This is a genomic window from Abyssibacter sp. (genome assembly GCF_964229365.1).
Classification (GTDB): Bacteria; Pseudomonadota; Gammaproteobacteria; order Nevskiales; family OUC007; genus Abyssibacter.
The window spans coordinates 26,769-45,870 of the sequence record NZ_CAXRDQ010000023.1; the positions used below are offsets into that span (position 1 = coordinate 26,769).

10 protein-coding genes are annotated in these 19,102 nt (G+C 64.1%); 6 read left to right on the forward strand and 4 right to left on the reverse strand.

Annotated features, from left to right (window positions below; all coding sequences use genetic code 11):
* Window positions 1-4 precede the first annotated feature (4 nt).
* Complete coding sequence (locus ACE1EY_RS03360) at window positions 5-3,700, reverse strand: EAL domain-containing protein (protein WP_370299482.1); 3,696 nt, start codon at window positions 3,698-3,700, stop codon at window positions 5-7.
* A 411-nt stretch (window positions 3,701-4,111) separates the two neighbouring features.
* On the opposite strand from ACE1EY_RS03360, the gene ACE1EY_RS03365 reads away from it, so the two are divergent.
* From ACE1EY_RS03365 to ACE1EY_RS03390, 6 genes are all read left to right on the forward strand, one after another.
* Window positions 4,112-5,881, forward strand: a complete 1,770-nt coding sequence (locus ACE1EY_RS03365) for a S8 family peptidase (RefSeq protein ID WP_370299483.1) — start codon at window positions 4,112-4,114, stop codon at window positions 5,879-5,881.
* 142 nt (window positions 5,882-6,023) lie between these two features.
* Window positions 6,024-6,848 (forward strand): response regulator transcription factor, encoded by an 825-nt coding sequence (locus ACE1EY_RS03370; RefSeq protein WP_370299484.1) that lies wholly within the window; start codon window positions 6,024-6,026, stop codon window positions 6,846-6,848.
* A 77-nt stretch (window positions 6,849-6,925) separates the two neighbouring features.
* The gene (locus tag ACE1EY_RS03375; RefSeq protein WP_370299485.1) at window positions 6,926-7,396 is read left to right on the forward strand and encodes a hypothetical protein; all 471 of its coding nucleotides are present in this window, start codon (window positions 6,926-6,928) and stop codon (window positions 7,394-7,396) included.
* A complete protein-coding gene (locus tag ACE1EY_RS03380; protein WP_291512854.1) occupies window positions 7,390-7,716 on the forward strand; it encodes a hypothetical protein in 327 nt (108 codons plus the stop codon). Before ACE1EY_RS03375 ends, ACE1EY_RS03380 begins: the two co-directional genes overlap by 7 nt.
* Window positions 7,697-8,380 (forward strand): response regulator transcription factor, encoded by a 684-nt coding sequence (locus tag ACE1EY_RS03385; protein WP_370299486.1) that lies wholly within the window; start codon window positions 7,697-7,699, stop codon window positions 8,378-8,380. Before ACE1EY_RS03380 ends, ACE1EY_RS03385 begins: the two co-directional genes overlap by 20 nt.
* A complete protein-coding gene (locus ACE1EY_RS03390; protein ID WP_370299487.1) occupies window positions 8,380-9,666 on the forward strand; it encodes an ATP-binding protein in 1,287 nt (428 codons plus the stop codon). Before ACE1EY_RS03385 ends, ACE1EY_RS03390 begins: the two co-directional genes overlap by 1 nt.
* 30 nt (window positions 9,667-9,696) lie before the next feature.
* Here the strand turns inward: ACE1EY_RS03390 and ACE1EY_RS03395 are convergent, their stop codons facing one another.
* The 3 genes from ACE1EY_RS03395 to ACE1EY_RS03405 form a co-directional block, all read right to left on the reverse strand.
* Window positions 9,697-12,861 carry a WD40/YVTN/BNR-like repeat-containing protein gene (locus ACE1EY_RS03395; protein ID WP_370299488.1) on the reverse strand — a complete coding sequence of 1,055 codons (3,165 nt, stop codon included), beginning with the start codon at window positions 12,859-12,861 and terminating at the stop codon, window positions 9,697-9,699.
* Between the two features lie 169 nt (window positions 12,862-13,030).
* Window positions 13,031-16,405 carry a UvrD-helicase domain-containing protein gene (locus tag ACE1EY_RS03400; protein WP_370299489.1) on the reverse strand — a complete coding sequence of 1,125 codons (3,375 nt, stop codon included), beginning with the start codon at window positions 16,403-16,405 and terminating at the stop codon, window positions 13,031-13,033.
* Window positions 16,402-18,999, reverse strand: a complete 2,598-nt coding sequence (locus ACE1EY_RS03405) for a PD-(D/E)XK nuclease family protein (RefSeq protein ID WP_370299490.1) — start codon at window positions 18,997-18,999, stop codon at window positions 16,402-16,404. Before ACE1EY_RS03405 ends, ACE1EY_RS03400 begins: the two co-directional genes overlap by 4 nt.
* Window positions 19,000-19,102 lie beyond the last annotated feature (103 nt).

Consider the following 19,102-nt stretch of genomic DNA (forward strand, 5'->3'; position numbering starts at 1 on the left):
CGCGTCACCCCGCTCCGTCGGCGTCGGCGGTTCTGATCAGTTCGGCGAAATCTGCCGTCGGCATCGGGCGGGCGAAGAGAAAGCCCTGCATTTCGTGGCAACCCAGCCGGCGCAGGGCCTCCCATTGCGCGTCGGTTTCCACGCCTTCGGCCACCGTATTCAAATGCAGGCTGTTGGCCAGCGCGATGATTGCGCTGCAAATCGACGCATGTTGTTCCTCGGAATCGACGTCCCGCACGAATTCACGGTCGATCTTCACCGTGTCGATGGCGAAGGTCTTGAGGTGGGTCAGCGAGGAGTATCCGGTTCCGAAGTCATCCAGGGCGATCGAGAAGCCGTGCGATTTCAGCAGCCGCAGTGCGTCGCGGGTCTGTTCCATGTCGGTCAGCAGGGCTGATTCGGTGAGTTCCACCTCCAGCTGTGCGGGGGCGACGTCGAATTCCTCGCAGGTCCGGATCAGCAGTTCGACCATGGCGAGATCGCCGAGATTGGCGGCCGAGAGGTTGATCGCGATCTGAGGAGCTTGCAGCTGCTCAGCCTTCCACGAGGCCAGTAGCCCGCAAGCCTTGCGGATGACCCAGGTGTCCAGTTCGACGATCAGGTTCGATTCTTCAGCCAGGGCGACGAAGGTATTGGGCGGGATCCAGCCGATTTCGTCGCTATGCCAGCGCAGCAAGGCCTCGGCGCCGACGATGCGGCGGTCCATGCAGAACTTGGGTTGCAGGTGCAGTTCCAGTTCATCATTCGCGATGGCCTGCCGCAGCTGGGTCTCCAGTGCCAGACGCGATTCCACCCGCGTGGTCATTGCTTCGTTGTAGACCACCACGCCCTCGGCCTGAGGCCGTGAGTGGCTGGACGCCGCGGTGGCCGCGTAGCGGATCAACGAATCTGCATCGGCTGCGTGTTGCGGCGCTTGCGCCATGCCCACCGAAGCGGAGATAGGGACGCGATGTTGGCCAATGGTCAGCGATTCGGTGCAGATCAACCGCAGCCGCTCGCCCATCGCCAGGGCTTGCGTGTCATCGGGTCCGGTGGTCTGGAAAAACACCACGAAATGATCGGAATCCAGGCGGGCCAGGTCTCGTCGTCCCGACGGTTGCTCCTGGCCGTGAACCGCTCGCATCAGCCGAGAGGCCAGGGTTTGCCACATGTCGTTGAGTAGCTGCTGTTGCATCGACTGCGCAATTTGCTTGGGCACGGCAATGCGAACGCAAAGCACCGACAATGACTCTTGGCCGCCCTCGGCGCGGCGCAGCAGTTCATTGGTGCGTTGTTCGAACAGCTCCCGATTGGGCAGCCCCGTGATGCGGTCGTAGTAAGCGAGCTGATTGAAGCGGGCGTTGCGTTCCTGCGCCCTGAAATTGAGCCGGAGCACCCACCACAGCAGCAAAAGGGCCGCGGCGGTGTAGAGCCCGTACGCCCACCACGTAGCCCACGGAGCGGGCGTAACGCGAATCGGGAGCGTGTATGGCTCGGGCGTCCACACGCCGTCGCTGTTCGCCGCCCGAATTTTCAGCGTATAGCTGCCGGGGTCCAGGTTGGTGTAAGTCGCACGACTGCGGGTCGAGGGCGGGCTCCAGTTCTTGTCGAAGCCTTCCAGCTTGACCGAGTAGAGGTTTTGGTCCGGCGCGGTGTAGTCCGTCGCAGCGAACTCGAAGGCGACCACGTTTTCGTTGTGGGCCAGAACGAGCGAGTCACGTAGGTAGGGTGGCGTGGTGCCGGACAGGGGTTCGCCATAGAGCAGGATATCGGAGAGCAGAATGCGAGGCGGCTGGGCGTTCCACTCGACCGTCATGGGGTCGATGACATTGAAGCCGCCCGGCCCACCGAAATAGAGCGTGCCGTCGTCCGCACGGTAATGAGCTCCAAAGTTGAATTCGTTGCTAAAGCTGCCGTGGCCTTCGTGAAAAGTTCGAATCTCACCGGTCGCCGGTGTGTATCGCATCAGCCCATTGTTACTGCTCAGCCACAATCGGCCGTCGGGGTCCGGCTTGATGCCGTAGATGACGTTGCTGGAGAGTCCATCCGCGGTTGAGATCACCGAGAACGTCGATTGATCACGCTGTATCGAATCGCGACTCAGCTTCGCCAAGCCTTGAGCGCCGGTACCGATCCAGAGGTTTTCGTCGGCATCCGCATATAGGCTGTAGATCGTGTCCGACGGCAGTCGGCCGGCTTGTGCTGCATCGCTGCGGAAGCGGCGAGCATCTCCAGATTCTATGTCTACACGGATCAGCCCGTTCGTCTCGGTGCCTATCCAAAGTTGGCGGTCGCGGACGATAGCCAATGCGGTAGCGCGCAACCGCTCCAGCCCGATCGCCGTGCCCGAGAAGCCTAGGCGCTCGACAGAAAGGGTTTGCGTATCAACTCGGGCGACTCCACCGTTGTACGTGCCCACCCAGAGCGTTCCCGGCGGACCCTCCGCTAGGGACATGATGCCAGGCGCGCCTAGGGCATCTTGCGCTGCCGGATCGACTGGAAGGGATTGAATAGCGTCGTTTCTTGGGTCGTAGCGGAGCAGGCTATCTGCCAATGTGCCGATCCATATGATGCCGGCATCGTCTCTGAGCAGTGACATGACGCTGTTTTGGGACAGAACATAACGTGACATGGACGCCGCTGGGCTGGCATTGCCAGCTTCATCCAGGCTCAGCACTCCTGAGCCGATCGTGCCGATCCATACGGTGCCGTCCCCATCGGCCGGTTTTAGAAATGCGTTTACGTTGACCCCTGACAGGGATACTGGCGTGCGTGGCCCAAGTGACCAACTCCGGGGATTCCACGTGGCTACCCCACCCCCACGGGTGCCGATCCAGACAAGACCAGACGTGTCTTGTGCAAGGCTCATTACGAAATCGTTGGGAAGGCTGTACTGATTGGCCGCTTCGTGCCGGATAGTCTGGTAGGACTCATCCGGAAAGATCAGCGTGATGCCGGACTGGGTTCCGACCCAGATTCGTCCCTCGTTGTCCTCAAGCAACGCGCGGACGCGATTGCTGACCAATACGATCTCATCGTTGGTGTCAGCACGAAAATGCTTGAACTGGCCGGTATCTGGATTCAGGCGAGACACGCCAGAATCAAATGTCGCGATCCAGATGCGACCATGCCGGTCTTCCATTACGTGAGAGACATTATTTGTTGCCAGCGAATAAGCTACGTCGCTATCTTCGCTGTGAACATAGGATGTCACGGTGTTCGATGGCCGCTGAATCCGGTGCGCGCCTCGCTGACTCCCTACCCAGATCGTGCCGTCTTCGGCTTCCTCGAGTGAGGTAATCGCGCGGCGATGCGTCGCATCTGAACGTCCTGTTTCATTCAGGAATTGGGCGAAGGGTCTACCGTTCGCTGTGAGGGCGATAACACCGTGTTCCCGAGTCCCGACCCAGACCGTTCCGTCGGATGCGACTAACAGGTCATAAATTCTGGCATCAGTGAGATCATCCCCCCTCTGGCCGGTTAACCGAGCGAGATCAAAACGATCATCCTCGCGATGCATCTGCGTGACGCCGCCGTCGTCTGTCCCGAGCCAGAGATTGCCGGTTGCATCCTCGTCGATAGCCCAGATGTAGTCGCTGCGCAATTGGCCGGGCTCTCCGGCCTGGCGGTAGTAAGCCCGGATGTCATGGCCGTCAAACCGATTCAGCCCGTTCTCCGTTGCCAACCAGATATAACCGAACCTGTCCTGATGGATATCCATCACGGTGCTCTGGCTAAGCCCATCCCTGACACCGATTCGCTCAAAGGAAAGCGGGATTGATCGCGTGGCACTCCAGGCAGCGGGGGGCAGGGCAGTGAAGGCAAGCGCGAGCAACGCGTACGACATTGCACGACGGGCATGTGAGCGCAGTGATCGTCCCAGGCTGAAGCAGGCCAATTTCATTGAACAGAGTATGAACGAGCTCGTGTGAGAGTTCTGCGAGGACCGGTGAGATTGGGTGTCGAAACGTTCGCCTTGGGTGCGGCGCAGTGAGTTTAGTAGGTCCTACTATTGTTCCTGCCTGAGCGGGTTTCTACCCTAGCGTCCGAACAAAAAACGTTTCCACTAGGGATCTTCGCGGAAGCGCAATTTACTGGGGCTCAGGGATAGGCCACCACTAGGCCATTTGCAATGAATACACGTTTTCTGGGGATTGGCGCGGGCCTGTTCGCCGCGCTAGGGGTCGTTGCGTTCAACGCAACGGGTATTGTCCAACGCACGCTCGTCGAAGTCGAACCGACAACGACTTTCATCGTGAAAGCACGTACGGCAGCCGATGCCGTGGCGGCTGTGAACGCGGTCAACGGTGTGATGATCGGCGAGCTGTCGGTGATCAACGCAGCAACTGCTGCGTTGACGGACAGCCAGGCAGCGGCGCTGCGCCGCCGCGAGGGCTTGCAGGTCTACAACGACGCGCAACTCGAGGTCAGCGGTGACGCGCCGGATACGTTCTATCCGGCATGGGTCGGCGCCGATCAGCTACATGCCAGCGGCATAGACGGTAGCGGTGTGGCCATCGCAATCATCGACACCGGCCTGTGGCCGAAGGTCAGCAACGAGCTAGCCGTCGAACACGGCGTGGATACAGTAGGGCTGGCAACCGGCGGGTCCGACTTGTCGTTTGCGCCTGGGCTCGTCAGCGACCAGAGCGGTCACGGGACGCACATCACTTCGGTGGCTGCCGGCCGTGAGCTGTCCGCCGAAGGTTTCTACGAAGGTGTAGCCCCCGGGGCTGACGTGGTTGTGGTACGTGCATTCGATGACAATGGCTACGGCTCCTACGTGGATGTGATCGAAGGCATCCAATGGGTGATTGATCATCACGCGCAACTGAATATCCGGGTACTGAACCTGTCTTTTAGCGCCGAGCCTCAGTCCTATTATTGGGATGACCCGTTGAACCAGGCGGTGATGGCGGCCTGGGAGGCCGGTATTGTCGTGATCACCTCAGCCGGCAACACCGGGCCGGACCCGATGACGGTTGGTGTGCCAGGCAACGTGCCGTATGTGGTGACCGTGGGTTCTGTGGACGACAACTACACGCCCGACGATCACAGCGACGATTTCCTGTCGTCGTTTTCATCGACCGGGCCAACCTACGAAGGCTTCGTCAAGCCTGAAGTGACTGCGCCGGGCGGCCATATGCTGGCGCATATGAACCCCAACGGGACGATTGCGCGATCCTATAGCGAGTACCAGCACGAGAGCGGACACTACTTCACCATGTCCGGCACATCGCAGTCCTCGGCGGTGATTTCGGGCGTCGCTGCGTTGGTTCTCCAGGCGGACCCCACACTGACGCCGGACGATGTGAAATGTCGCTTGCTTAGTTCAGCGAGACCGGTTGTGGATTCATCAGGCGCATCATTGTATTCCCTGTTCCAGCAAGGCGCCGGACTGGTTTTTGCCCCGGATGCGGTATTCAGCCAGGCGACCGCTTGCGCGAACATCGGGCTTGATGTCGTGGCTGATCTGGCAGGCGAAGCGCACTATGTCGGCGCCGCGACGCAGCTCGAGGACGGAACCTTCGCGTTAAAAAACCCTGGTACGCAAGAATTGATCGGCGGAGAAGGTTCTACTTGGGACGGGGCTTACGTGTTTGCCCAAGGCTATACCTGGAGCGGAGGGGATACAGGCGGAACGACAGATGGATACACCTGGAGCGGTGGTGATACCGGCGGAACTACAGACGGGTACACCTGGAGTGGCGGTGACACAGGCGGCACCACGGACGGGTACACTTGGAGCGGTGGCGATACTGGCGGTACGACCAACGATGGTTACACTTGGAGTGGCGGTGACACTGGCGGCACGACCGACTTCATGCCCGACTTGTTAGGGCTCCGAGATCTAGACATCATCGACTGGGTCATCCCGGACCCACAGCGTGTGGGTGAATAGCCTATCGGCGAATATTAGTTCGTGCATTCGCGCTCGGAGTCGTTGATTCGGCTCCGAGCGTTTTTATATACAGGGCCTCAAAAGCCTGAACTCGGTTCATTGCCCGCCATGCAGATCATGATTGATTGCGGCGAGTTGGGGAATGAACACGCGCCACGAACTGATTGCGCAGCTCTATACCGTTGCGGCCGAAATGCTGCCGGATGCGTACGGCCAATGGGCGGTGGGTGAGCTGGCGCGGTGCCACGACATCGCCGGTCTCGAATGGACGCTATCTGCCGAGTCGAGTCTTTATCGCTCGGGGTTGATCGCCCGGCTGGAGGGTGGGGCGGGCCCGGATGAGCCGGTGGTCTATCAGCAGGTGCTGGAAGTGATGGTCGATGGCGCACGGCATGTGTTTCGACTGCCGGGCGCTGGAAACCACGCTCCTGCAGACCGTGATTTCCATACAGGGCTTTTTCATGCGGCGACGGCCTGGTCGCTCTGCCGCCGCTACTCCATCGCAGGTCGTATGGATGGCACTGGTGCGGATACAGAGCTGGGATACGCGATCGTTCACGCGACGGGGGAGGTCAAGGTGTGTGATTCGCGATTTTCACAGTTGCTGGCGGGTGCGGGGTGGACGGGGCTCGGGGTGCCACTGCCCTTTCAGATTCCCTGGAATGCCCGCGTGGCGAAGCGGGGATTTTGTTGGAGCTCCCTGTATTTCCAGGTGACACGGGATCGTCGGGTGTATCGTCTCGCGGTGCGGCCGGATCGCCGGGTCACGGCCAGCGTGACTGATCGCGAGTGGAGCGTCGTTCGCGAATTGGCCAAAGGCAAGACCTATCCGCAGATTGGCGAGGCGTTGCATATCGCACCCACCACGGCGTCTTCGCACACCTACAAGCTGATGGACAAGCTGGGGTTTCGCCAGAAGAGCGAGTTGGTGCAGTGGTACCACACCCAGGCCGTGCGTCTGGCCTGACGCCAGCCGCCGGCGGTTGTCAGCCAGCGCTCAGGTGGCGGGCGCATCGTGTGATCTCCCGTCATCAGGAGATCACCATGAATCGAATCGCCTGTCTTACCCTGTCCACCTGCCTGTTGGCGACCGCGCCGCTGGTTGACGCCGCCGGTTCTCGCGAACAGTCACTCATCGAGTCGGTGGACCGTGCCGCATCGGCGCGTGGCGAGCAAAAGCACCGGCCTTCGGGGCCTCGTCATGCGCCGGATCGCGGCCGTGGACGCGACCACCATCCAGGTCGTGGTCATGGTCACGCGCCGCGACATGGCCACGCACCGCAGCACCGCCGGGCTTACGCGCCGCGTCGCCACCGCATCAGTGAGTACGATGCACGCCGAATCGCCATCCATCACTATGGTCTGGGCGTGCGCAGCGCGCATTGCCACGATGGATACTGGACGCTGGTTGGTCATCGCCACGGGCATGGTGCGATCCGGGTTGTGCTGGATGCATTCTCAGGGCAGGTTGTCGGGTATTTCCCACTCGACCCTCACCGAGGCTGGCGTTGGTAACAAGTGCACGTATCTGTTCTCGCCGGTTCGTCAGCACCCTGTTCTTGCTGGTGGCTTTGGTCACGCCCGTGCACGCCTTTCCCGGCGGCGCCTCCGCGCTGGTCGCATCGGCCGGTGGGGGCTGGAAGACCGGCGCGGTGCGCCAGGCTATGGCCGAGATTCAGTCCCGCTACGGCGGATCGATGATCCGCCAGCAATCCAGCGGCGACACCTTGCTGGTGCAGTGGCGCACCCGACAGGGCGTGCAGGTCTTTGTCATCGAACCCTCTACCGGGCGCTGGTATCCGGCGCCGCGTCGCGATGCGCGTCCTGGTCGTTGACGACGATTCATCGCTGCGCGAAGGCGTGGCGGCGCTGATCCAGGAATCCGGCTTCGACGTGGAGACCGCGGGTAGCGGCGACGCTGCGGATTCCTGGGTCCGGGCGGTACCGTTTTCCGGCGTCGTGCTCGATCTGGGGCTGCCGGATGGCGACGGCCTGGCTCTGCTGCGTCAATGGCGCCGTCGCGGCCTGGCCGTTCCTATCCTGGTGCTTTCGGCCAGGGGGACGCCCGACGAGCGCGCTGACGGGCTCGAAGCAGGCGCCAACGATTATCTCCCCAAACCGTTTCACGGTCGTGAGCTGCTCGCGCGGCTGCGGCGCATGATCCAGGGCAGCACACCGCTGATCGAACCACTTCGTCTGGGCGCAGATGGCGATGTTGCCTTCGACCTGGTGGATGAATCCGTATTCCGCGATGGTCAGCCGGTGGCGATCTCACGCACCCTGCGTCGCGTGTTGGGTGTGCTGGTGGCCGCGCGAGGGCGGGCGGTTAGCAAGGCCCACCTGATGGATCAGGTTCGGGATCTGGAAGCCGCCGCATCGGAGAACGCCGTGGAGCAGTGGGTGCGCCGATTGCGCCAACGGCTAGGCCAGAGCTTGATCCTGACTGTGCCCGGGCAGGGGTATGCGATCAATTTGCCCGCCGAGCGGGCCATCCGCTGATGCGATCCCTGCGCCTGCAATTGACCCTGACGGTGGCGTTGGTGATCGGGGCAACGCTGTTGCTGGCCGGCAGCTGGCTGGGTGCCCGTCTGCATCAGGGCATGGAACAGTCGGCCGTCGCGCGCCTCACCGAAAGCGCCGAGCATGTGGCGGCTTTTTTGCCGTTCGAGCTGCCCGACAACTGGTCTCAAGGTGAGTTCGCCCAGCCGTATTCGGGGCATTACTGGGAGCTGATCCAGCTGGGCGATGGCGAAGACGCTGGGCGTTTTGCGGCCTCGGCGTCCTTGACCGATTACGAGTTGCTCGGCGCCGACGTGGCGGTCCCACCGACGGTAGTCGTCGGTCAGCTGGCTCGGCTAACGGGGCCGCTCGAGCAGCAGCTGGTTGCAGTCTGGGTACCTCTGCCGGTCGGTCCCGAACCCGGCCGTTTCGCGATGCTGATCGCGGTGCCCGCGCAGCCGCTGGACCAGCAGACAGCGGCCTTACGCTCCGCGCTCTGGCGCGGCGGGATCGTGATCTGGCTGCTGTGCGTGCTCGCGGGCGGGGCGGCAATTGCCGCAGCGTCGCGTCCGATCCGGGCCTTGCAGCGCCAGCTTCTCAGTTTGCAGCGCGGTCAACGGCAACGACTGGGCGAAGCCGTGCCATCGGAATTCTCTGGCTTGGTCCGGAGCTTCAACGCCGTCTTGACCGCACACGAGCAAACCGTGGCACGCCATCGGGATGCCGTGGCGCAGTTGGCGCACGAGTTGAAAACGCCGCTGGCGACGCTCAGGCAGGCCGCGGAGGCCGGCTCACAGGTCAGCTCCGAGGAGGTGCTGATGCGGGTGGAGCGAATGATGCCGCTGATCGAACAGGAGATCGGCCGGGCTCGCATTCACGGGCCATCACCGGGGTTGCAGCCGGTTACGCTGGTCAAGCAACTGCAGCGGGCCATTCAAGTCTGTCGTGTCGATCACGAGCTTGGGCCCGATGCCATTCGCCAGGACGTTCCTGCCACGCTGACGGTGCCGCTGGAAGCGCGGGATTTGTACACCGTGATCTGGAATCTGCTCGACAATGCCATCCGGCACGGCGGCCTGCCGGTCCTGATCTCCGCCACCGGCGACGGCTTTGCGATCCACGACAGTGGAGGCGGCGCGCAGCTTGCCGCGATCCGCCCTCAGGGCATCGGCCTGTCGCTGGTCGAGACCATTCTCGATGCCTACGGTTGGACAACGACGATCAGCGCCAGCCCGGAGGGTGGGCGCTGTGTCACGGTCCATCCGCAGGTCGCCACTCCGAACTGAAGCGGCCCAACCGAAGTTGGGCCGCTTGTATTACTTGCGCCGAGCTGGGTTCGCGCGCTGGCTGCGTCGCCGCAGCCAGCCACCGGCGAGCAGGACCAGCAGTGCGCCGGGCAAGGCCGCGCCGCCCTTGCCACCGGCCGAGTCGTTGCCGCCCGGCGTGCCACCACCTGTTGTCGCGTTCTCGAAGTTGTACAGCTGCACACCCCGACCAAACGTCGCCGCGAACAGCTTGGTGTCGTCACCGGGCTGCAGGACCAGCTGATTGATTGGCAGGTTGGGCAGGTCGCCCAGCGGCGCCCATTCCGAACCTTCGAGGTCGCTGGAGATGAACGCGCCGATGTCGGTGCCGACGATGAGCTGCTCGCCACGCTTGATGATGGCCGTGGTCACGACATCCGGCAGGTTGCCGGAAATGTCGACGAAGGTTTCGCCAGCGTCGGTGGACTTGAAGACATGGCCGCTGCCAACGTCGGTGTTCTGATCCAGGTAGCCGCCCTCGGGTAGCCAGCGAGCGGTGGAGTAGCCTCCCAGCGCGGCGTAAACCGTGGTGGGTTCAGCCGGGTCGATTTCCAGCCCGTAGATGAAGCGATTGGGCAGGCCGTCTGCTGTGGCGTGGTGCCAGCCGTCCGATGTGCCGGCGGCCGGGGGCGCATCGCCACCGACATTAGTCGCGATGCCCGAATCGAACTGGGCGTTGCCGTCCAGCACAGAGCAGCTCCCGCAGAACGCCACGTAGGCGGCGTCGCCTTCCAGATCCAGCGAGCGGTGACGGGCCTGGTAGGCGATGCCGGTGACCGGGCTCACCCCGAGGTCGAATACGTTGACCCAGTTGGTGGCCGTGGTCGCATCCGTGGTTTCCGCCACCATCGTGCCGGCCGCGATCATGTGATCGGCGTTTTGCGGATCCATGAAGAACGGCCCCAGGAAATGCGCGGCGCCGACTTCAGCTTCGCCCGGATCAGCGAAGCTGAAGGTCTCGCCACCGTCGTTGGTGCGGTTAATCGACAGGCCGGGCGTCTGCACAAAGGCCGTCTGCGAGTCATCGGGATCCACGGCTGTCCACATGCCGTCGCCGATGTAGATGCGAACCTGGCGTCGCGTGTCCGGCTCGATCTTGCCGGATGCGTTGTCTTGCAGGCCGTAGTACACCGTGCCGTCCTTGGCGACGCTGATGCCGTAGTTCATCAACGTGTAGAAACCTTGGTTGGCGCCGTCTTCCCAGTTGGCATTGGAGAACGGGGCGGTGACCGGGTTCGCCGAATACTGCTTGTAAGCGCCGCCATCACCACCCGCGAACAGCCACACGCCGCCGTTCACGTCATCGGGGATGTAGAAGCCGGTGTGCTGATCGGGATGCGTGGTGGTCCCGTTGATGATGCCGTCGTAGGTCGGGCAGATCGGCGTGCCGACGCCACCGACGTTGCCGATCAGGAACAGGCAGGTGTTGCCGGCGAAGTAGGTGCCGATGACCCCGAAATCCAGAGGGTTGAGCTGCTGGGTGACGCCATTGACGGGCACAATGCCTGAGGATTCGGTCTGCCAGATTTCCTCCAGGCCGAAGGTGAGTCGAGTCGGTGCGCCGGTGAGGGGGTCGGTGGCGGTGGGGTCGGGTGCGATCCAGAGGTCATACCAGGCCTGGATGCCCGGTCCGACGCCCAATGCCGCGGCGGCCGCAAGCGATGAGCCGCCGACCAGTCCGCTGGTGAGGATCTCCAGCTCGTCCGCCAGCTGCGTCCAGCTTTCGCCGAAATCGGTGGACACGTAAATCCCGTTGAGCGCAGTGCTGCTGAGTACGCCGGTGTCTTCCACGAGTTCGCAGACGAATTGCGGGTCACCAGCCGGTAGCTGCTCGCAGGGCAGGTCGGGAATCTCGATGCCATCCCCGATCAGCGAATCGACGTAGGCGACACCGCCGTTGAGCAGCGCGGCATCCTGCACGATCGCGTAGACGATGTTGTGATCCTGGTCGTCGCCGCTGGCGATGCCGAATTCCACACGGCCGATCTTGTCGAACGGAGCGAACCCGGCTGGGGCGCCGCTACCGTCGTCGATCAATGCGAAGCTGCCAGCCTCGCCGGTTTGCGACAGATACAAGCCGTTGCCCGGTGACTGCGGCGTGCCATCGGCGTAAGGCAGTGCGCCGGAGCGGTAACCGACGGCAGCCAGCACCGGGCAGCCCGCGGCGTCACAGGTCTCTGCCGTGGCGCCGCCCGGAATTTTCACGACAACGTCCGACACCACGTTCGCGAGCTGGCAGGCGCCAGCAAAATCTTCATTGCCGGCGCAGCTGTCGGAGACCGGCAGCGCGACATTCGCGAAGGTTTCGCCAGCATCGTCGGAGCGGAACAGGCCACCATGGGTGGCTGCATAGACGATGTTCGGGTTGGACGGATCAATCGTCACGCGCGAGCCGCCGACGCCGTCGGGCAGCCCCATGGATTGATGCCAGGTTGCGCCGAGATCGTCGGTATAGAACGCGCCCAGGCCGACATAGGTGTTGCCACCTTGCACATGTTCGCCGGTTAGAACGATCAAGCGACCGCCATTGACGGTGCTCCAGGCCAGCGAGCTGTTGACGAGGGTCGGCAGATTGTCCCCGATGGGGTACCAGGCGTCGCCCAGTGTGCCGACGTCGCCGTCGACCGCATCGCTGGCCCAGACGCCACCCGTTCCGACCGAGGCGAACAGGCGCATGGCGTCAGCATCGTAGGCAAAATCATCGACGCGGCCGGCGACCATGGGGATGCCGTCGTTGGAGCCATCGGGAAACTGCTCGTCCGACACCTGCGGCCCGATACCGTATTCCTCCCATTCGCCCACGGCGTTCGGCACCGCTTTCTGGGTGGCGAGCATCGCCGCCTTCTGCTCCACCGCGTTGCGGAAGGCTTGGCCGGGGTGCCCCGAGGCCTGCAGTTTCGCCTGGCTCCATTGGTCGATTTCGGTCAGCGATTCAGGCAGGCGGCGGTTGGCACAGGTCTGCTCGCCGTACTGCGCATGCAGCTTGTCTGCGGCCGCGTCCGATAACGCCGGGTTGAACTCCCGGGCAAACGCGGCCGGGTCCACCAGGGCGTATCCCGGTGGGCAGGTATCGGTTGCCAGACGCTCGCGGTCGGCACTGACGGAATTGAATGTGGTCCATACAACCACAGCGGAGAGGGCCGCCGTGCAGCCCAGGCCAAGATGGAGAGTTCGCATAGAGTTACCGCGGTGCTTCGACGTCTTGCGCGTCGCCTTCAGGATGGTCGTGGTAGCGCCCCCAGGCGCCAACCGAAGACTTTACGCGCAAACTCCGGGCCGGAATTCCCGTACTAGCGGCAAAAGTGTGGTCGTTGCTTCCCATGTGGGAATTGCATGCCAGGATTGACTACAGGGTTGGTTCTGTCTTGTCGTCAAGGTCAATCAGCTCCCCGAGTTCTGCAAGGTAGAGGCCGCGCCGGACGAGGGCGTGCCCCCTCAGCTGGCCGAGCAATTGTGCGTACTGCGTCAGTTGGGCGGCGTATTGAGCAATGGCCCTCTGCCGATATCTGTCGCGGTCGTCGGGATCGTCGATAGGCTGGCGCGTCGTCTTGTAATCGATCACCCAAAGCTGGCCTGCGTCGTCTTCCAGGCAGCGATCGATAATTGCCGACACCCACTGTCCGTCGAGCCAGCCTGACAGGTGGTACTCGGAGGCGTGCCAGGGATGTGATCGCAGCATCCATCGGCTGCGTTCGCCGTCCAAGGTGCGGGCTAACAGCAGCAACACGCGCTCCACGGCGGTTTCGACCTGATCCTCCGGCATGCCCATTCGCCGCAGGCCCGCGCGCATTGGCCCGGCTCGCGAGCGGCCCGCATCGGCCCAGGCGTCCAGTCCTTCGGAGATGATGCGTTCCAGTGCCTCGTGGTACATGGTGCCGATCAAGGTCGCGTGCAGATCTCCGACGGTCGCGCCGGCCTCGCCTTCCAGGACCTGCTCACTCGGTTTGAGCGTGCGGCGTTCGGTCGGGGCCCACACGGGCGGTGGCGGCGCCACCGGCCAGTCGGCAGGCAGACGATCGATTTGCGGCAGCGCGCCGGCTTGGGTCGTCGAGTCGGCGGTTACGTCGGCCTGGTCCTCGCAGGGGGCGAGCCCTTCAAAGCAGGGTTCGATCACCGGCCATAGCCGGGCGGCGATCGAATGTGCCCTGGGCTGATAAGCCAAGCCGTCTGCGGTTTCGCGCGGCGCGGCGGCGGCCACGATGTGCAGGCTTTCCTTGGCCCGCGTTACCGCCACATACAGCAGGCGCAAGGCCTCGGCCGCCGCGGCGTCGGTTGCCAGGCGATGCAAGAAGTCGTATTGCGCCTGGCCCGGATCGTTCTCATCCGCAGGCTTGGCCACCAACAATGCGCCATGCGGCACGGTGCGCAGGTGTAGCAGGGGTCTGTCCTGCCCGCGAGACGCTCGGCCGCAGCCCACCAGCACGACATGGTCGTACTGCAATCCTTTGGACTTGTGGATGGTCAAGGCCTCGATGCGGCCACGCCCGGCGCCGCGATAGAGCTGCTGCAGGCGTCGGTCGAAGGCGGGCCAGTCCTGCAGTTCACCGCCGACACAGCAGCTACGCAGCAGGCGAAAGAGTTGCCGGATGGCGGTGAAATCATCTGGCGAGACGCAATCCGGCCCCCGCAGCAGCGTCCACAACGCGTCCGCAGCATCGGCGAGATGAGCGCGCCGGGCCTCCGCGACGGCCAGTGCTGCCTGTAGGCGTGCCAGCCGGGCTCTTGCATCGTCGCTAAGGCCTTGTGCCGGGAGGTCACGCAGACGCGCCGGCCAGGAGCGATGCAGCTGCCCGCGGGACAGCACGATCAGATCGGCCCATTGCAAGCCGACAAAGGGCGCGCGCAGCAGCGCAGTCCAGGCCAGTCGGTCCTCCGGATGGCGGATGGCCCGGATGAGCTGCACCACGTCGCGAACATTCGGACGCTCGGCCAGCGGATCGATATCCACGGCCTGGAACGGCTCCTGCAAACGCCCGCGCAGTGCGTCGAGCACCGGGGTTAGCTGTGGGCGCGTCGCCGCGAGTATCGCGATGCTGGCGTCTGGCGCGGCCGATGCCAGTAACGCTTCCACGGTTTCCACAGCGGCCTGCACTTCGTCCTGCTTGTCGCCCGACGGCACGGCCACAACCCGGGCACCGGCATCGCCGCCTTTGTCGCGTCCGGCCGTGCACGGCGTGTACGTCACGGCGCCGATACCGCGGTCTGACCGGGTGGGAAACAGCTGGCCGAGCGCTCCGTTGAACCAGGCGATGAGCGTCGGCGCGCTGCGGAAGTTGGCGCTTAGCGTCTCGACGGTCAGTTCCAGACCGCCAAGGCGCTTGGATTCGATCAAGTCCACGAACAGCCGCACATCCGCCTTGCGAAAGGCGTAAATGGACTGCTGCGGGTCGCCGACGAGGAATAGCGAGCGCCCGTCATCCGGCGACCAGTTGGCGGTCAGTTCCCGAACCAGCCGGATCTGGGATTCGCTGGTGTCCTGCATTTCATCGATGAGCAGGTGCTGGATTTGCGCGTCGGCATGTGCGATCGCCTCCGCACCGGCTTCGCCGCTGGCTGCGGTAACAGCCGCCAGCGCGACTTCGATGAAATCGGCCTCGCCGCGCTGGGCGAACTGCAGACGCAACTCCGCATAGCAAAGGCGAAGCACCCGGCCCAGCGCCGCCCGCAATGCGAGGCTGGTTGGCGGCAAGCTCGGCTCCGGCAGTGTTCGAACCCGATCGAATAGATCACGTAGGCGTTCGGCATGCGGCAGGCTCGCCAGCGTGTCCAGCAGATCAAGGAATGCTTGTTTGCTCGCCTTGTCCTGACTCGGAAAGCCGATGCGCTTGTCTGCGGTGCGTCGCCAGGTGCCCGATGCGGTCAGCAGCAGATGGGCGATGAACTGCCACGCCGCCAGACTCTCGCAGTCCGGCTGCGGCCACTGCTGCAAGGCCCCCGAATCGATCTGGCCCTGCTCGGGCCAATGCGTTGCTGCGTGCAGGGCGGCATCCCGAATGGCCACCTGATGCGCCGACGGGATGGCGCCGATTAGCTGATCGAGTTGCGCCGCGATCAGCGTATGCAGAATGTCGGCGTCCTGAACACCATGCGCGTCGAGGAACTGCGGCAGGTGCTCCAGCCATTGATCGCGCCGAGCGAGCAGACCGGTTAACGCGGGCAGCAACTGATCGATGCGGTTGTCTGCCCAGCTGAGCACGGCGGTGATGGCGTCGCGTGCGTCGTCCGGGCCTGCGCTTAGATTGCGTTCATCGAACACCGCCAGAACCGCTTCGGCGTAAAGGCTTTCGGGGTCCTGGGTGATGCTAAGCGTGCCTCCGAAGCCGGAGAGTATCGGCAGGCGGGCGGCCAGGCTCTGGTTGAACGCGTCAATGGTCATCGCCTGCAGACGGTCCGGGTTTTCGCGCAGTTGCCAGCCGCGGGCGCGATCGCGCTGGCGCACCGCGGTGGCATCAGCGTGCAACGCCGCGCCGAAAGCCTCGGCCGGCGCGGGACCGTCCGCCAGTTCCAACGCTTCGGTGATGCGCAGCCGGATTTCCGCCGCGGCCTTGTTGGTGAAGGTGATGCAGACCACCGATTCCGGTTCGTCGACGGTGGCCAGGGCGCGCAACGCGCGCCGCACGAGCAGTCCGGTCTTGCCGGAACCCGCCGGCGCAATCGTGACGACATGGCGGTCGAGCCTTAGCGCTCGATCCCTGGCGGCCTGATCAGCCGGTGCGCTCATGCGTCGGCCTCCGCGTCATCGGTGAGCGGATCGCGGATCAGAACCTGAAGCGGGCTGTCGCGTAACGCGCCCGGTACGTAGTCGGCCTGTCCCACCAGAAACGCCCGGGTCAAATCACGAAGCCGGGCGTGGGTATCGGCGAGCAGGGTGTCGAAGTCTGGCTGGCGACGGGGTGTGGGATCGTCGTCGATGAGTCGCGCCGCCCAGTTCGTGGCCGACGCGATGCGTCGTCGATTGGCATGCACATGGGCGAAGGCGATGCCGTCGGCCCGCTCGATGCCCAGCGCCGCGATCGCTTCCGGCGAGGCGTAAAGCGGTAATTGCGGCTCGCGCAGCCGGTCGGCCTGCCAGCCGCCGGGTTGGACGTCGCGGCCCGTCTTGTAGTCCAGAATCAGGTAGCGGCTGCCTTCGGCAGTGTCCACCCGGTCCAGACGGTCCACCCGGAATCGCAAGGGTAGGTCCTCAAACATCACCTCGGCTGCTCGCTCGTGGGCCAGAACGGTGAATGGTTCGCTGCGCCGCTGTTCATGCTGCAGCCAGGCCACCAGCAGACGGCCGATGCGGGCACGCTCGGATTCGATCACCAGGCGAGGGTAGCGATGGGTTGGCAGCGCGGCGGGAAGCAGGTGATCGAGATGGGCATCGACCAGCGCCTCCAGGTCTGAGGCGCTCATCCGTCCGAGGGCCTGTGAGTGCCCCAGTTCCGTCCAGATCGCGGCGAGCGCCGCATGTATGAGCTGCCCCTGCGCCCGCGGGTCCAGGCCGTTGGCCGGCTCGTTCATCGGTTCGGCGCCCAGCCGGAACTGCACCATCGCAGCGAATAACGACTGTGCACAGGTTTGCAGCAGACGTGTACCGCCCCGGATGCCATCGCCGGCCGGGTCGGTAATGGGCGGCAATGCGGGTTCGGGGGTCCGGATGAGTGTCGCGGGAATGCCGTGGGCGGTTTCGAAGGCCGCGGTGGCCGACGTCCAGCGCACATCACTGCCCAGCAAGCCACTGGGGTGCTGCTGCGCTCCGGTGTCGTCCAGCAGCGGCATGCTCAGGTGTAGCTCGTTCGTCTGCTGGCGCCAGGCCGCTGTCATCGCGCGTGCGCGCTGCAACCGGCTGTCGGGTGATGCGCCCGGCACGTTGGCTTGCGTCAGCAGCTCCCGCGCGATGAACGGTTGGTTGAGCGAGCGGCCGAGGACATTGGAGTCGTCGACGCCCAGAATCCAGCGGGCATCCGCCGGTGTTTCGCAGGCTGCCTCAAAGTCACAGATCAGAATCGGCTGGATCGCGTCGACGCGGGGTGCGAAGCGTCTCGAGCGCAACAACTCGCCGAACCAGCCGGTGGCGGCCTCGAAGCTGATTGCACCGAGTTGTCGGTCCAGCACCGCCAGCTGCTGCAGGCTCTCCCGCACGGCCTCGGTGCTTTGCCATTGCTCGGAGTCGCGTTCATCCGAGCGGCCCCAGCCGAGCGCCTGCAGGCGCCGGCCGAAGTGCTCGACCCAATCCCCGGGGGTTGCGCGTCGTGGCTCGTCGCGGACGACTTGTTCCAGTGCCTCCCAGCCGTCCCTGAATCCGGGATCAGCGTGGGTCACGAAGTCGCGCAGGTGGATACGCGGCGCGCAACGCTCGCGCAGCTGCGTTTCCAAACGGGTGGCGGCCGCACGTTGCGGGCCTTGCCATTGAGCGCCGGACAGTAGCAGCCGCGAAACGGTGCTGAACCGGTTGTCCCAGAGGCGCAGCGACAGAATGTCCAGCGCGGCCGCCGCCCACGGGTTACTGGTCAGCGCGTCGGCCCGCTCAAACCGCCAGGCGCTTGCGGCGCCGTGGGCCGGCGTGAGGCGCAGGGCTGTCTGCAAGGCGTCTTCGAGTGCCGCCCGGTCGGCGTCGGGATTGGCGGTGGCGACGACCAGCACCGGTAGGGTTGCGGTGTCACTCAGTGCGCCCAGCAGCTTGGCGATCTGTGCGGCGCAGGCGCGCCGCTCGGCCTCAGCGTCGGCAAAGATGCGGGCGGACGAGGCGGGAACGGTGGCGCCAGGTGCTACATGCTGCAGCCGGGTGCCGGTTTGCTCCAATGCTTGCAACGCGGCCCGCTGTGAAGGGTTCAGTAGGAGGCCCGCGTAGGGAAAATCCAGGGCGACGGCTTCGGGCGGCCGAATCAGCCCCTGGCGCAGTCGTTCGGCAAACGCTGCCGGAATCGCCGCCGCAGAGAGTTCGCCGCGACTCTGTCGCTCGGCATTCAGCTGGGGGAGCCATCGCTGGAAGGCCGCTTGTTCCGGCGTCCATGCTGGCGCGTTGCTCAGGTCGATGTGATGGCTCGCCACCAGTCGATCGGCAGCGCGCAATTGTCGGGCAATGGTCTTGGTCGACAGCAGGTCTTCGGCGACCGGGTCGGCATCAACGCAGGCCATCCATTGAGCGAGTTCCTGAACGGGGTGCAGGATCTGCTCATTCGGCCAGCTGGCGGCCCAGGTTTCGGCGAGCCAGCGGTCAAGCGACAGGAACTGCGGTGCTTCCCACACCGTCAGGCCTTGATCTCGGGCGCCCAGCGCGGCGGCGGTGCGAAGCGCGCGGGCTCGCGTCTCGGTGGAAGTGAGCGTCAGCACGAGCGCAGTTTACGCGAGCTGATTGGATCGGTTTCTGGCGCCAGAAAAAAAGATGGCCCGGTGTAAACACCGGGCCGAGTACGAAGGCAATGAACGTAACGGA